Origin of the sequence: Bacteroides sp. 1_1_14 (assembly GCF_000162515.1) — a bacterium.
GTDB lineage: Bacteria > Bacteroidota > Bacteroidia > Bacteroidales > Bacteroidaceae > Bacteroides > Bacteroides thetaiotaomicron.
Genome location: NZ_GG774702.1, coordinates 349,716 through 364,038 on the forward strand (window position 1 = coordinate 349,716; position 14,323 = coordinate 364,038).

The 14,323-nt window shown below is 44.4% G+C and carries 11 protein-coding genes, 2 pseudogenes and 1 riboswitch; of the genes and pseudogenes, 2 read left to right on the forward strand and 11 right to left on the reverse strand.

Translation table 11 applies throughout. The features are described 5' to 3' along the window. Positions 1-42 precede the first annotated feature (42 nt). The gene (locus HMPREF9007_RS22885; RefSeq protein WP_016268607.1) at positions 43-1,434 is read left to right on the forward strand and encodes an MATE family efflux transporter; all 1,392 of its coding nucleotides are present in this window, start codon (positions 43-45) and stop codon (positions 1,432-1,434) included. Between the two features lie 211 nt (positions 1,435-1,645). On the opposite strand, the gene HMPREF9007_RS22880 is transcribed toward HMPREF9007_RS22885, so the two are convergent. From HMPREF9007_RS22880 to HMPREF9007_RS22870, 3 genes are read right to left on the reverse strand one after another with little or no spacing between them, the layout of a single operon-like run. Then, complete coding sequence (locus tag HMPREF9007_RS22880) at positions 1,646-2,080, reverse strand: DUF6078 family protein (protein WP_008759778.1); 435 nt, start codon at positions 2,078-2,080, stop codon at positions 1,646-1,648. 34 nt (positions 2,081-2,114) lie between these two features. Continuing rightward, positions 2,115-2,516 (reverse strand): DUF86 domain-containing protein, encoded by a 402-nt coding sequence (locus HMPREF9007_RS22875; protein WP_032850034.1) that lies wholly within the window; start codon positions 2,514-2,516, stop codon positions 2,115-2,117. Then, complete coding sequence (locus HMPREF9007_RS22870) at positions 2,500-2,793, reverse strand: nucleotidyltransferase domain-containing protein (protein WP_008759780.1); 294 nt, start codon at positions 2,791-2,793, stop codon at positions 2,500-2,502. The genes HMPREF9007_RS22875 and HMPREF9007_RS22870 overlap by 17 nt, the downstream gene beginning before the upstream one ends. A 484-nt stretch (positions 2,794-3,277) precedes the next feature. Between HMPREF9007_RS22870 and HMPREF9007_RS25695 the strand changes: the two are divergent. Beyond that, positions 3,278-4,054: pseudogene (locus tag HMPREF9007_RS25695) on the forward strand (hypothetical protein). Between the two features lie 31 nt (positions 4,055-4,085). Here HMPREF9007_RS25695 and HMPREF9007_RS22865 read toward each other — a convergent pair. The 8 genes and pseudogenes from HMPREF9007_RS22865 to HMPREF9007_RS22830 form a co-directional block, all read right to left on the reverse strand. Beyond that, positions 4,086-4,664 carry a Crp/Fnr family transcriptional regulator gene (locus HMPREF9007_RS22865; protein WP_008759782.1) on the reverse strand — a complete coding sequence of 193 codons (579 nt, stop codon included), beginning with the start codon at positions 4,662-4,664 and terminating at the stop codon, positions 4,086-4,088. A 13-nt stretch (positions 4,665-4,677) separates the two neighbouring features. Continuing rightward, positions 4,678-6,034, reverse strand: a pseudogene (locus HMPREF9007_RS22860) (MATE family efflux transporter). Between the two features lie 123 nt (positions 6,035-6,157). Continuing rightward, positions 6,158-6,913, reverse strand: a complete 756-nt coding sequence (locus HMPREF9007_RS22855) for an ABC transporter ATP-binding protein (protein WP_008759784.1) — start codon at positions 6,911-6,913, stop codon at positions 6,158-6,160. Further along, on the reverse strand, positions 6,910-7,926 hold the full coding sequence (locus tag HMPREF9007_RS22850) for an iron ABC transporter permease (RefSeq protein ID WP_008759785.1): 1,017 nt from the start codon (positions 7,924-7,926) through the stop codon (positions 6,910-6,912). Before HMPREF9007_RS22850 ends, HMPREF9007_RS22855 begins: the two co-directional genes overlap by 4 nt. Continuing rightward, positions 7,923-9,062, reverse strand: a complete 1,140-nt coding sequence (locus HMPREF9007_RS22845) for an ABC transporter substrate-binding protein (RefSeq protein ID WP_032850038.1) — start codon at positions 9,060-9,062, stop codon at positions 7,923-7,925. The genes HMPREF9007_RS22850 and HMPREF9007_RS22845 overlap by 4 nt, the downstream gene beginning before the upstream one ends. 120 nt (positions 9,063-9,182) lie before the next feature. Then, positions 9,183-10,304, reverse strand: a complete 1,122-nt coding sequence (locus HMPREF9007_RS22840; RefSeq protein ID WP_008759787.1) for a hypothetical protein — start codon at positions 10,302-10,304, stop codon at positions 9,183-9,185. 20 nt (positions 10,305-10,324) lie between these two features. After that, positions 10,325-12,139 carry a receptor L domain-containing protein gene (locus HMPREF9007_RS22835; protein ID WP_008759788.1) on the reverse strand — a complete coding sequence of 605 codons (1,815 nt, stop codon included), beginning with the start codon at positions 12,137-12,139 and terminating at the stop codon, positions 10,325-10,327. A 37-nt stretch (positions 12,140-12,176) separates the two neighbouring features. Beyond that, positions 12,177-13,937, reverse strand: coding sequence for a PKD-like domain-containing protein (locus HMPREF9007_RS22830; RefSeq protein ID WP_008759789.1), 1,761 nt, complete (start codon positions 13,935-13,937; stop codon positions 12,177-12,179). A gap of 161 nt (positions 13,938-14,098) precedes the next feature. Continuing rightward, positions 14,099-14,309: riboswitch (cobalamin riboswitch) on the reverse strand. Positions 14,310-14,323 lie beyond the last annotated feature (14 nt).

A 14,323-nucleotide genomic window follows, 5' to 3' on the forward strand; every position in this document is an offset into this window, starting at 1 on the left:
AATACGAAACTTTTCTCATATATCCTGTAATCCGTCTCTTTTTTGTATCTTTGCGCCCTCAAAACAATAGGTATGACAGGACAAAAGACACCCACTGCGCTGGGTACGGAAAAGATCGGGAAGCTTTTAATGCAGTACGCCATTCCGGCAATTATCGCCATGACGGCATCTTCTCTTTATAATATGGTAGATAGTATTTTTATCGGTCACGGGGTGGGGGCAATGGCTATTTCGGGGCTGGCACTTACGTTTCCGCTGATGAACCTTGCAGCGGCTTTCGGTTCGCTGGTAGGTGTGGGAGCGGCTACACTGGTATCGGTGAAGCTGGGACAGAAAGATTATGATACGGCACAACGGGTACTTGGCAATGTGCTGGTATTAAATATTATCATCGGACTGGCTTTTACGGTTCTTACCCTGATCTTCCTCGATCCGATTCTTTACTTCTTCGGGGGAAGTGAGGCGACTGTCGGCTATGCCCGCGACTATATGGTGGTTATCCTCTGGGGAAATGTCATCACCCATCTTTACCTGGGCCTGAATGCGGTACTTCGTTCCGCAGGGCATCCACAGAAGGCGATGTATGCTACGATTGCTACCGTGGTCATTAATACGATACTCGATCCTATTTTTATTTACGGCTTTGGCTGGGGAATACAGGGTGCGGCTATCGCTACGATTACCGCACAGGTCATCGCACTTCTCTGGCAGTTCAAGCTGTTTAGTAATAAGGACGAACTCCTGCATTTTCATAAAGGCATTTTCCGACTGAAAAAGAAGATTGTTTTTGATTCTCTGGCCATTGGTATGGCTCCCTTCCTGATGAATCTTGCCGCCTGCTTTATCGTCATCCTTATTAATAAGGGGCTGAAACAGCACGGAGGGGATCTGGCTATCGGAGCTTTCGGCATTGTCAACCGTCTGGTATTCCTCTTCGTTATGATTGTGATGGGTTTGAATCAGGGAATGCAGCCCATTGCCGGCTATAACTTCGGCGCCAAACAGTATCCGCGCGTGACGCAAGTGCTGAAAATAACGATTTATGCTGCGACCATTGTTACAACCATCGGTTTTCTGATGGGAATGTTTATTCCGCAACTGGCTGTTTCTATCTTTACGACGCACGAAGAATTGGTGAATATCTCGGCAAAGGGCTTACGGATTGTTGTGATGTTTTTCCCGATTGTCGGTTTTCAGATGGTGACTTCCAACTTCTTCCAAAGTATCGGCATGGCGAGCAAGGCTATCTTTCTCTCTATTTCCCGTCAGGTGCTTGTACTGATTCCTTGCCTGTTGATTCTTCCCCGGTTTTACGGGCAGCTCGGCGTGTGGATCAGTATGCCTATCTCTGATTTGATAGCCAGTCTGATTGCAGGAGGGATGCTTTGGTGGCAGTTCCGTCAGTTCTCACTGTCGGCTGATAAAACTCATTAAAAGTAAACCGAAGACTCCTTTACTGTAAGAACTTATCTTTCTTACTTTTCTCAAACCATTCTCACTACGATGAGAAAATTTTCTCACTGTGGTGAGAAAAAATTCTCATTGCATTGAGAAAAAAAATCTCATGCCTATGAGAAAATCTTCTCATTGCGGTGAGAATAATACTACTTAGTAATAGTCTGATAATGATTGCTTATCTTTACTTTTACCAATCGTATTTCTCTATGTATTTATCGAATGCAGGCTTAAACTTGATTCCATGTTTTGAGAAGATGGCGGCAATTTGCTTTTGTTCGTCAGGGTGTAAAAGGCGCTCTTTGTTGCGGATGCGATAATACATGTTACGTCCCATTAGGGAGTACATTTCTTTGCGTATGGTGACGGCCATGGCATGCGGAATGTTATCGAGCAGATGGTCCATGCCGGAGGCAAAGAGGACAGTGCGGAACGGACTGAAAAAAGTACAGTTGGTTTCGTTGCCTGCTATGTGGTTTGGGTTTACTGCTGAATAGTAAGGAGTCGTTTGCGGTATGCAGAGGGCAGCCTGATAGCGGAGGCATTTGCTGTGGCGTGGACATTTGTTGTGGGTACAGTATAAATAATTCTTAGGGATATCATTAAAGTCTATCTGTGTGTTCATGATTCTTGAATGCTTTTATAGTTTGTTGTTGCTTTTAAAAAAGAAAGTCGTATTTACCGTTTTCTATGTCTGTGACTATATTATTCAGAGTAGTGAGTAAAGGTGGTATGCCTATTTTAATAGTATTGAAAATAGCTTCCGGATCAATAGCAGCATATTCATGTGAGAGAATATTGCGTAGACCTATTATTCGCTTCCAGGGAATTTCATTATAGTTTACTATAAATTTTTCTTCTGTTAAATTATCGATTTGCCTAACCGTTTCTCCTATTGTCTGAAGGCACATACAGGTCGAATTAAATAGAACCATGCCAGAGTCGGAAGTTAAGAAATCATGATGTGAATTTAGATGTTTCGTGGTTCTTTCGATGAAAGATCCTTGTTCTTCCACGAATCGTAACATTCCTACTATTTTTTCTTTAGATATAGATCGCATCTTGCTCTAAGCTTTTTCGGAAGAAATTACGCATGATAGCACCTAATGAAATAACATCCACTTTGGTACTGAGTATCTTTTCTAAATCTTCCTTTATGTCCAGTATTATGAAATAATTAGGTTCTTGTAACTTTATACAAATATCAATGTCGCTATTTTCGTCGTGCTCACCTCTGGCAGCGGAACCAAACAACCCTAAAGTGATGATTCCGTATTTCTCAGCATAGTGTGCCTTGAAATCGCGTAATATATCAAGTATTTCAGCAGTTGTTTTCATCTTTTATTCATATTCTGATTACTGGAACAAAGATAGCAATAATTTTGATATAAAGAAGAAATGAGGAGCGATAACCTGCTTTGATTTATTATCTGTTAAATAAGCAGATGAAACCGTACAGAATCTCTTTTGGTCTCTGATTTTCCCAAAACATTTATAGACCTCTTTTGTTATTTTCCGAAAACTATTTGTAACTTTGTCATCGGAACGTAGCATACCGTTTAAAGGTGTGCGATTGCGCGTTTCCTCGGCTAATAGGAAATTGTAACGGATTTTTTTGATGTATGCCGGGAAGACGCCTGTACTTCTATGACTTCTCATAGGGTACGGGCTGTCTGCCCGTATACATCAGGTAGCCGTTACTACCTCCTATTAGCGGGATGTGACAGCTCCGTACTCTTTTATAATATAAAAGGTACGGAACTAGGTAAGAGTATTAACTTAGTTCCGTTTTTTTATGTCCTATTGGCTCACAACAAAACAAATGTCTGAAAGACATGGCGTTCAGGAAGCAACTCTGCGAAACTGGGCGAATCTCGGTTACATTACCAGTTGCCGGATGGGCAACCAACTGTTCTTGGATGACGAAAGTCTGACTGCCTATCTCGAAGCTCACAAAAGGCTTGGATTGCAAGCGGATTATCTGGCAAAGATTGTGGAAGAGAAAAAGCTGGAACGCGACTTTATTATTTCCAGATATGATGATCTGCTATATGTATTGCGAACACAGAAAACGTGTAAACCTCTATATGAAATTATTATTCGTGAACTTTCCCAATTGATTGTTCATCCCGGAGCCCGTGATATTTTCTACTCCATCTCTATGGGGGAGTCAATAGAGAAAGTTGCCGGTCGGCATTGAATTACTTATGACAGGGCGTTACAGATTTATAATTCTCATCTCAGAGGACTGAAAGTGAGAAAGAATGTGTTGGCTACTTATCGGAAACATATCATAGATGCCCGTTTTCAGTCTTTGGCGGATAAACGCAAGAATATAAATTTGAATCAGGAAGAAAGGATTCTCCAATTGTCTGTCGGCAAGGTGGCCGATACGAGGCTGACCAATGTCTTGTATAAAGAAGAAATCCGGACGGTAGGGCAACTGCTGGAATTAGTATCGGGAAAGGGATGGAGATGGCTGCTGAAAATGGAAGGAGTAGGGAGGGTTTCTTATGACCGCTTGCTGTCCAATCTTCAGTTGGCGGGAGTGGTCGATGAAAGTTTGGAGCAGATACTTTCCGGTCGCTCCGACAGATGATTGTTGGTGAAATATGAAGAGCGGTGTATGTTTATGAGTTCGAAGATGCTATTTCCGCCCGAATCCTGCTCAGCGACTGCGGTGTTATCCACAGATAAGATGCAATGTACTTTAAAGGCACATATTGCAACAGCTCCGGAGTCTCCTTGATAAGAGTCAGGTAACGTTCCTTCGCTCGTGGACTGCCGGAGTTGATGAGCCAGTTTTCTTGCAGAAGAAGCTGGTGATCCATCAGCCGCAGTCCCAGATTGGCTAGTCCTATGGAAGAATGATATAATTGATTCAAGGTTGCGCGGGATATACTGTAGGCTACACTGTCGCACATTGCTTCAATATTAATCAGTGAATAAGCATTGTCTGCATATCCCCAGACGGAGAAAGCTGCTTCTCCGTCTGAAGCGAACCAGATGGTGGCATCTGCTCCATCTTTGTGGTAATATGCCCGCCATATTCCCGTTTTTATAAAATAAAGGTTGCTGTTCTTTGTCCCTTCGCGTACAATGAGGTCTCTCTTTTTGAAATGTACTTCCTCCATACAGCCTAGTAAGGTCTGTACGTCACTTTCCAATACTTTATATTTGTCGCAGAGTTTTTTAATGAATGCATCCATGTTGCAAATATACTCATAGTCGGTGGACCATGAAGCGATCTTTGAAATAAATTCCGATAATATAGAGAGTCGTTAACAATTCTGCCAACGGAACAGCCAACCATATTCCCAGTACTCCTAAAACAAGTGGAAGTACAAAGAATCCGATCAGCATGAATACCACTCCCCGCAGAAGAGTGATGATGGTGGCTCGTTGACCTCGTCCGATGCTCTGGTAATAGCCGATGCCTATCATATTGGCGGCAAAAAAATATGAATCCAACCCCAAAATAAGGAATGCCATTGACCGCAATATCAAAGGCCGGACAGCTTCGGTCAATGAACAACGAAACAATATTCTGACGGCATAGAAACGTGATGATGAAAAAGCTGATTCCGCAAATTAAAGCTGTACGGATGGCAAGATGCAGGGCTTTTCGAACCCGATCCGGTTGCCCGGCACCGAAATTATAGCTGATAATCGGCTGTGCGGATTGTGCGATGGCATTGTACACCATAAAGATGATGGGGAAGAAGTAGCAGGCAATGCTGAACGCAGCTACTCCGTCTTCTCCGAGATGATGGATAAAGACATAATTCCCTAAAAACATCATACAGGCGATGGAAGCCTCACTGATGAAAGCGGAAGTTCCCAGTTTTATCATATAGCCACCGTTACGGAGCGTTAGCATCAGGCTTTTCAAACTTAGCTTGATGCGATGCAAATGAATGTTGCGGGAGAACCGCGTAAGATAGATTACAGTCATCAATCCACCTACTACTGTTCCCAGGCTGGTGGCAAAGGCAGCACCCATCATTCCCCAGCCAAATTCAAAGATGAAAATATAGTCGAATATAATATTGAATATAGCTGCGATGGCATTGCACATCATGGCATAATTGGGAGATCCGTCCAGCCGGATGAAAAACATGCCTGTGCTCAATAACTCATAGAATACGAGGAAGGGTAGATACCAGATCATATATTCTATGACAAGAGGCAATAATCTGTCTGAACTTCCGAGTAAGCATCCCAATGGCCCTACGAAGCAAAAACATAAAGCAGACATCACTAATACGATGAACGTAGAGAATACAAGAGCCTGAGTAATGTTGATATTTGCCGCCTTGCGTTTACCTTGAGACAGATAGATGGAAGCGACTACTGAGCCTCCGACTCCGAACATCAGTCCGATGCCTGTTGCGATCATAAAAAGTGGAGCTGTTATATTGACGGCAGCTAGGGCGTCACTGCCTATTCCCTTACCTACAAATATGCCGTCTGTAATAACGAATATAGCTGAGAATACCATTCCCAGTACCGTAGGAACTAATAACTTACGAAACAACGTGGAGATGTCCATACTACCGAAATCAATACTATCTTTCATAACTTTTTATTTTTAGTTTGTTGAAAACATCTGCAAAGGTAGATGGATGTAAGGAGATTAAAATTATCATTTGATAATTTCCGCCTGTCATGCTTGTTTTTGTTTAATCAGGATATGGGATATTTATCTGATTCTTATTTTCATGGCTTGTGCGTCGAATGTTACCGACTCATTATGGAACAGTCTTTCTATATGTCCGCTCGTTATCATCTCATTGGTAGGCAGGCTGTAGAGTTGAGGATTATCAATCAGCATGATTGTGTCGCAAAGTGAGAGAGCGATGTCCAGGTCGTGTGTGGAAAACAGGATACACTTTCCTTCCTTTTGCGTCAGCTTCCGGAGGAGCAGACAGAGTTCGTAGCGGTTGGGCAAGTCAAGGAAGGCGGTAGGTTCGTCGAGCAGGATGACAGGAGTGTCCTGTGCAAGGGCACGGGCTATCATGATGCGTTGGCATTCTCCGTCGGACATTTTGTCCATCGTCTTTTCCGCATAGCTGTCCATGCCTACCAGGTGCATGGCGTTGTCCACCTTCTCCTTGTCTTCTCCTTGCAGCTGACCGAGCCAGTTGGTATAGGGAGCACGTCCCAGTGCGACGACGTCTCTGCATCGCAGGTTGGCAATGCGCACTTTGTCGGTGGTGACGAAGCTGATGTTCCGTGCCAGTTCTTCCGGTTTCAGTGAAGCGATGTTATTCCCGTGCAGGATAATCTCTCCGTTTTGGGGCTTTTCCAGTCCCATGACGGCACGCAGCAGTGTACTTTTTCCTGTGCCGTTTCTGCCGAGCAGTGCGACGAGTTGTCCTCCCGTGATGTGGGCGGAGACTTTTTCCAGCAGCGTACGCTGTTCGTATCCCAGTGTCAGGTCTTTGAGTTGAATCATTTGAATATACGCAAGTTTTTACCTATTACCCATAAAATAACCGGAACTCCCAGCAGTGCGGTGATACAATTCACCGGCAGCAGGAATTTCTTGGCGATGATGTCGCATATCAGCATGGCGATAAGTCCTGTCAGCATGGTGCCCGGCATCAGTATCCGGTGGTCGGCGTTATCAAACAGCAGCCGGGTGATGTGCGGCACTGCCAGTCCGATGAATCCTACGGGGCCGCAAAAGGCGGTGACTGTTCCTGTCAGCAGTGCCGTAGAGATGAAGACAAGCGTTCGCGAGCGTTTGATGCTCATGCCCATCGTGCGTGCGTAGTTTTCGCCAAGCAAGAGCAGGTTCAGTGACTTGATGCAGGCTACGGAGAGCAGCAGACCTATGCATACAACCGGTATCATGATAGACAGCTGTCCGGCTGTGATGTGGCTGAGCGATCCCATCGACCACAGGGTGAACATTTTCAGTTGTTCCGCCGAACTTAGATACTGCAATATCTGGATGATGGCTCCCGCTACATAGCCTATCATGACTCCCATGATCAGTACGCCCAGTATATTCTTTACTTTCCGGCTGATGATGGCTACGCCCAGCAAGATGACGGCGGTCCCTATCCAGCCCGAACCTACGATGCCGGCGGATTGCAAAAGTGGGAAATCCGCCCAGCCGAGCAATGGGGCACCTAATATAAACAACGCCACTCCGAGTCCCGCACCGGAACTGACTCCCAGCAGATAAGGGTCTGCCAACGGATTCTGGAAAACGGTCTGCATTTGCAGGCCGCTGACCGACAAGGCGATACCTATCAACCCTGCTACTACTACCCGTATAAAGCGGATGGAGAGAAGAATGTTGCGTGTCATCTCGTCGCATTCGCCTCCGGTCAGTACGGCCCATACTTTGGGGATGGGGATATAAGTGTCCCCTGTCGCCATGTCTATTAATAATAAGACTACGGCGATTATTCCCAAAGTGATGAATAAAAGAGTGGTGTGTCTACGAGGTTGCTTCATTCCAGGTGTCTGTAATAGTAGGTTGAGTCGGATACAAGTTCGGGATGAAAGATATGAATCAGATCACGCAATACGACGTCCGGCCGTACGACTGCCGATTCCCAATAGTCATTGCCTCCTGTGGCGGTTATCCGCAGGTTGTTGTTATAAACTGTTTTATTACGGACAGATTTGGCATCGGCAAACTTGGGATTCATGTTTTTCAGTTCGTCCAGTGTGGATGCCGTGCCTACATTGATCCAATAGTCTGCTTTTTGTATCAGTCCGTAGGCAGTTTCCAAGCCGATGGGGGTGGAGCTGTTGGAGGTGTTCTCCTTGTATATATAGTCGGCTCCTGCGTCAGTGACCAGTTGTGCCATGTAGCTTTGGGTGGAAGGCATCACCCAGCTGTCGTTCCACGGGGTGTTGAACATCACGGTAGGGCGTTGCTCTACGGATGCGGTGAGATCTTTCAGTGCCTGATAGCGTTTGGGGATTTCCCTGAATACATCGATGCCTTTGTCACGGCTGTCTGTCAGTTCGGAGAGGGCAACCAGCCATTCGGCTTTGCCAAGCGGTGACTCTTCCAGATATTCTCCTACATACATATAGGGGATAGCGAGTTCTTTCAGCTTGTCTGTTACTGCTGTCTGGGCATCACCGATGCCATATAGCAGTACGACGTCCGGTTTCAATCCCAGCAATAGTTCGTAGTTTATTTCGGGGCCCATGTCTTTGATAGAATCTTTGTGGGCGAGGATGTAGGGATTGGCTATGTAGTTGATGCCGGATACGGCTACGATGCGGTCCACTTGTCCCAGTGCGTCGAGCATGGCGATGTAGGAGGAAGACATACATACGATGTGTTGGGCTCCGGCAGGGATGGTCGGTCCGGTGAATCCTGTGGGGGGGAGCTCACCATTGCGGGAGATGAAGTAGGACATTGTTACATTTTTGGCTCCTTGCCACGGGTTGGATACTTGTATCAAGGTGCTTTGGGCATTCTTTGCGCCAAGTATCTTGAATCCGGTAGCATATTCGGGCGTGTATACGTCCTGCTTGAATGCTTCCAAAGAAGTTTTTTTATTGTATACGCAGCTTGCCAAAAAAAGGAGGCATAATAGCGTGATAGTTGAAATAATGGATTTAAATTTCATACGGATGTTTTTATCTGAGGACAAAAGTAGTAAAAAAGAAGAAAAATCACCTCCCTTACGAGAAAGTTTCGCTGGGAGGTGAATGGATTGAATCTAACTTTTCAGTATTGATGCGGAAAGTTATTTGACGAAGACTACGGCGTTCACGTTGGCTGTGCCGGTATTTACCATATCTAGGTAATCACCTCCTGCGGAGTCATAAATATACAATGCGTCTCCCATTGATTGACCGAAGCATACATCTCCGTTGAACGGATTGACTGTTACGCTGAAACCGAACATATATCCGGGATCATCAGTGAAATCGCTAGTATCATCATTAGATAATTGTACTTTTTGCATGATAGTCTTATAGTCAGTTGTGTTCCAATCAATATCTGCTGTATAAAGATATTGACTGCCGATTGCAAATCCACCTGCTTTTTCTGTAACTAATGTTGGAGCTACATTGGGTGTAGTTGGATTGAATTTGTACAATGCAGAGTGCATACCTCCGTCACCCAGTACGTTAAAATACATCTTATTGGCTGAATAGGCTGCTATCAACTTAGGATTTTTAGGAACGGTAATTTGAGTTTCACTACCAAGGGTGAGTGGCAATACGGAAATAGTTGTTCCTTCACCAGCTTGGGTGTCATCAGTATTGCCTGAATTGCAGACATACACTTTGTTGTCTTTGCCGATGCAGATACCTTCTGAATAGGTCGCATCCAGTTCTAGGTAGTTAACTTTAGCATAATTCATGGTGTCGATAGACATCACTGCCCCTGAATAAAAGCTGATATATACTTTTCCATTGGCAGCAGCCAAGTGTCTTGGCATAGCTTTGTGCCCGGTTTTTTCATCATCGTATTGTTTCATTTGGGGTGTGAGAAGTTGACCGGTCTTGGCATTCAGTACCCATATTCCTCCATTATCTGCTGTAAGGTCGTGACCACTTACTGCACAATAGAGTTTTGATCCGTATTGAATCAAGTCGTTGCCTGTGTCTCCAATTTCTAGGGTAGACTTTTTCGTCCAATTGTTATCATAGCGAACAATGCTTCCCGGAGATGAGGGAGGAGCTACATGCCATGTACCTTCGCTAAGTACATACGCATACGTCCAGTCATTACTCGCTGTAGCACGTGTCTGCGGAAGTGAACTGTCTACTTGCTGGACATTGTCCAACACATCATTAGTACAACTGCCCATTGCAAACATAATAGCACTGGCTGCTAAGAAAAAAATGCTCTTTTTCATAATTGTAATTTATTAAGTGATTAATTATCCGGTGTAAAATCACCGGTTGCTGATTCTTGCATCTGTTGTAATGTTACTGTTCCGGGACCACAAGTACGTACGTACCATTGGGCGTCTTCTGTCATTGCATCTGCTATATCTTTGAATAGACTAAAATCGTATAGAGCTGTGAATAGTCTAATACTTATACGATTTGACGATTTTAATTTGGGCAAAAGGTCTTCAAGTGATGTTATGTTGGTATTTCTGCTGCCATACATTTCTAAAAACTCTACAGACTCTAAACTCTTAAAATTTAAATAAGAGAGGTCAGTTACAGTTTTTTCTATATTTATATATAACCTTTCAGTCACTCTTGTAAGTTTAGGAAAGTTGCATCTTTTATTGTCATTTCCAGTAGCGAATTTACCTACAGTTTCTAAATCAGGCATACTCACTGACTCCAATGTCACATTTGCTGTAGCTTGGAAACTTAATTCCCCTGTAACTTGTTTAATACCGGAAATTTCTACATTAGTAAGCGGAGTGGTAACCGTGAGACTGGCAAAAGTAGAGATTCCTTCTGTTTTGGGTAGTTGATATCCTGTGAATGCATAGCTTCCCATTTCTTCTTTTCCTTTTAGAACGAAATTATTGTCAACATAAGTGATAGAAATACTGTTGATGTCTTTTTGACTTGCATCCAATTCCGTTACGCTTGGACAATGTGATACACTTAGCTTTTCCAAATTGGACGGTGCAATGGTTTCGTTCAACTTCGAAAATTTGGCACAAGAAGTAATGCTAAAAGAAGAAAGAGTGGATAATTTGGGAAGACTGATTGTTTCTAACTTATCTGCATAACCAATAGATACTTCTTTACAGGAGATAAGTTCCGGTAGATTAATTTGGGTGAGTTCCGGATGTTTTGTTCCCAACGATAGAGTGAACTTTTTTCCTACCTGCTTTAAGACCGGCAAATCTAATGAAACAAGCTGGCTACCATAAAGAGAGAATGTACCATCTCCATCACTGTTATCTCCTTTTCCCGGAATGCTTTCGAGCGAATTGAGATTTAAGCTTTTCAGGTTGGGAGCTTGGATATAGCATTGTTTTAGAATTGTAGTTAGTTGCGGGCATTTTATAGAAGTGATGTTGTTTTCTGCCGGGTTTGCTATGAATAGTTCTCCACGGATAGAAAGCAAGTTTGGGAGTGCAAACTCGGTCAGTGAGCTATTGTTTCTCATGCTGATACTTCCCACCTTTTCCAGTTTAGCCAGTCCGGCAAGGTTTTCACCTTTATAGTATTGCCCGATAGTGATGTCGTCCATTACTTCGGTAATCTTTGCCAATCCGTTCAGATTAATCACGGGGTCTTCTGTATTTTCTACTGTAGCTATGCTCAGACTGCCTTCGATAACCGTGACATGGTGGTCGGCTAAAGCGTCTACATCAGCTTGCGAATTAAGTATGAATGTGCCGATTTCACTTACAGCGGAGTAGCGTACTGTATATTTATAGGTACGCGTAGTTCCGTTGTAGGAAGTTACTGTGAATTGTTGCTCTTCGCCCCAGGCGGTAACGGAAGAAGGATTGGGGTTAACAGTTGCCTGCTCGCTAAGGGTATAGCTGGCTTGCGCGCCATCGAGCGAAGTTCCTTCGGGAACCGTTACGGTGATCTCATTGTCTATAATCGTCGCTTTCCATACGTTTTCATTGCTTTCCAGTGAAAAACTAAGGAAGTTGTTGTCTACTCCGGTGAACGGGTTTTCATCGTCGTCGTCGCCACATGCTGCAAAGATGCATCCGGTACATAAAACCACTAACAGGGTTTTCCAGTAATTTACTTTTCTCATTGTCTAAAAAATTAAGTGAATTTATAATGAATGATTATTAATCTATCTTTGAAGGAGCTTCGCTCATCTTATAATCGACGAAGCCGAATACTTCGGTAGACAACTCTCCGATGGCTCCCGCTACGGATTGTATGCCGGTCTGCACCTTGATGAAGTCGATGTATTGCAACTTGACCGGAGTGCCGTCGGGATACATGGCGTTTTCTATCTTGAAGGCGTTGCCTACGGGTGCGGCATCGTGATTGTCGCCCTCGGCGAGAATATCTTCTCCCCAGTTGTCCGCATATCCCCACGGATAGGATTCATTGCGCCAGATTCCGCCCGGTGTCCGGGTTGTATTTCGCTTCAGGCGGGTACCGTATAAAGTATAGTTGTTTTCCTTTATCCATAACGGAAAGTTAGGATTGAGGTCGATGGAGCCGGAGTTTCCCCGGTTGTCGATCCATTGCAGGGGCATATTGTGTGTAGGCGGGCGGTAGTAAGTGACGGCATAGTGTTGATAGGTTTCCGCCTTTCCGGTTTCGCTGCCACGTAGTTCGTACCAGGTGTCATTGGGCAGTCCGTCTCCGTTTTCGTCCTGCATGACGTAGACGATACCCGGTTCGGAACTACCGTCGAAGGGATTGCCTATGATAGAGAAGTCATATCCTCCGTTGCTGCTAACATCGGGTTTGTTGTATACGCTGTGGTCGAATCCCACGATGATATATCCTCCCCATGCACCCAGAGACACATAATTGTTTTGTACATTCATGCGAGTCTCAGCGTAACGACAGGCTTCTTCTTCGGTCTGTCCGGAAATCTGTGCTATGAATTGTCCCGGAGCAGGGCGTAGGTGGTATACTTTCACTTTACTGTCCGAACTACCAGCTGACGGTGCGCGGTAGTATTTGGCTTCATCAGACGGCAGGCAGACTACGGTCTGGATAGCACTTTTTATTATGTCGCCATCTGTTCCGGTTACTTTTACCACATAGCTTCCGGTTGTTGGTGGAGTGAAGGTAAAAGTGGGGGCAGTTTCTCCCTGTTGCATTACTTCGTCTATTTCCCACACGTAGGTTGCATGGGTTGTTGTATCCGTAATGACGGGAGCTATACAGGCAGCACGACCTTTGGGGACGGTTAGTTGATTGCTGCTGAAGGTTATATTCATCACTGGTTCAGGTGATACCAGTACGGAAGTCGACGCATTCCCGCTACCGTCTTCGTTGGTAACCGTAAGTTTGAAACTGAATTGTCCTTCTTCGGTGGGGGTAAACGTATAGGTAGCTTCGGTTCCGACCGTTTCTTTGGTTTTACCGCTTTCGTCAATGGACACCCATTCGTACTTTGCTCCTTCAGTGAAATTTACGGAAGATTCGAGGGTTACGCTCTTTCCCATATAGGTAGAGTAGGCGGGAATCAATGATACGGAAGGTATCATTTTTTCCACTACATCTACCCGCAGTTCTTCTTCGGCATAACCATTCTTGGCGTCCACGCGGAATTTGAAATAGACTTCTCCTTCCGCTTTAGGTGAATAGGTGTATGAGAGGTCTGTACATACTATTTTACCTTTCTCGTCTTTCCATGTATATACAGGATCGGTGGCATCGTTCACTAGGGGAGTGATTGTGATGCTTTTCATAATCTTTACTGTGTAGATTCCCGTACCGTTGTCGAAGGTAATTACCGGTGGTTGACCTGTTGTCCCGCCACCCAATTCTTCATCATCACCGTCGTTCCGGCAGGAGGCGAAAGACACGACAGTACATAGCATTAATAAGCTAGCGATTGTTTTTAAAAATCCATTTATCATAAGCATACTTTTAGTTAGTTTGCAAACAGGAATGATAATGGATTTTACGCTGGGCAGTCAGTATCCCGGTAAGTATAAATATAGAAGAAGCCTCTTCCGTCCGCACATGGTAAGTGCCTGTGGAAAATGACAACGACCTGTCTCCCGTATGCCGCAGGAGTAAAATCCAACCGAAAGGAGGTAGGTCTTCTGACTTATTCCCTTATTTGCAGCGCCTTCCCAGAGAAAATTTCCAGTGACAAATTGCTACAAACTGTACTGTCCTTCAAGGGCAGTACGGGAAAATACAGCAGCGGATACTGTTGCCGATTCACACGGCATTCCCTTTTAATCTTCGATAGCTTTTGTTATATCTTAATCGAATGAAATACAACTTATTATAGCGA

What these genes read in the sequence shown, in the direction of transcription:
- HMPREF9007_RS22850 (WP_008759785.1), bottom strand. Translation starts at nt 7,926, where the DNA reads ATGAAGCAACCTCGTAGACACACCACTCTTTTATTCATCACTTTGGGA.
- HMPREF9007_RS22835 (WP_008759788.1), bottom strand. Translation starts at nt 12,139, where the DNA reads ATGAGAAAAGTAAATTACTGGAAAACCCTGTTAGTGGTTTTATGTACC.
- HMPREF9007_RS22880 (WP_008759778.1), bottom strand. Translation starts at nt 2,080, where the DNA reads ATGAACACACAGATAGACTTTAATGATATCCCTAAGAATTATTTATAC.
- HMPREF9007_RS22855 (WP_008759784.1), bottom strand. Translation starts at nt 6,913, where the DNA reads ATGATTCAACTCAAAGACCTGACACTGGGATACGAACAGCGTACGCTG.
- HMPREF9007_RS22840 (WP_008759787.1), bottom strand. Translation starts at nt 10,304, where the DNA reads ATGAAAAAGAGCATTTTTTTCTTAGCAGCCAGTGCTATTATGTTTGCA.
- HMPREF9007_RS22830 (WP_008759789.1), bottom strand. Translation starts at nt 13,937, where the DNA reads ATGATAAATGGATTTTTAAAAACAATCGCTAGCTTATTAATGCTATGT.
- HMPREF9007_RS22845 (WP_032850038.1), bottom strand. Translation starts at nt 9,062, where the DNA reads ATGAAATTTAAATCCATTATTTCAACTATCACGCTATTATGCCTCCTT.
- HMPREF9007_RS22870 (WP_008759780.1), bottom strand. Translation starts at nt 2,793, where the DNA reads ATGAAAACAACTGCTGAAATACTTGATATATTACGCGATTTCAAGGCA.
- HMPREF9007_RS22865 (WP_008759782.1), bottom strand. Translation starts at nt 4,664, where the DNA reads ATGGATGCATTCATTAAAAAACTCTGCGACAAATATAAAGTATTGGAA.
- HMPREF9007_RS22875 (WP_032850034.1), bottom strand. Translation starts at nt 2,516, where the DNA reads ATGCGATCTATATCTAAAGAAAAAATAGTAGGAATGTTACGATTCGTG.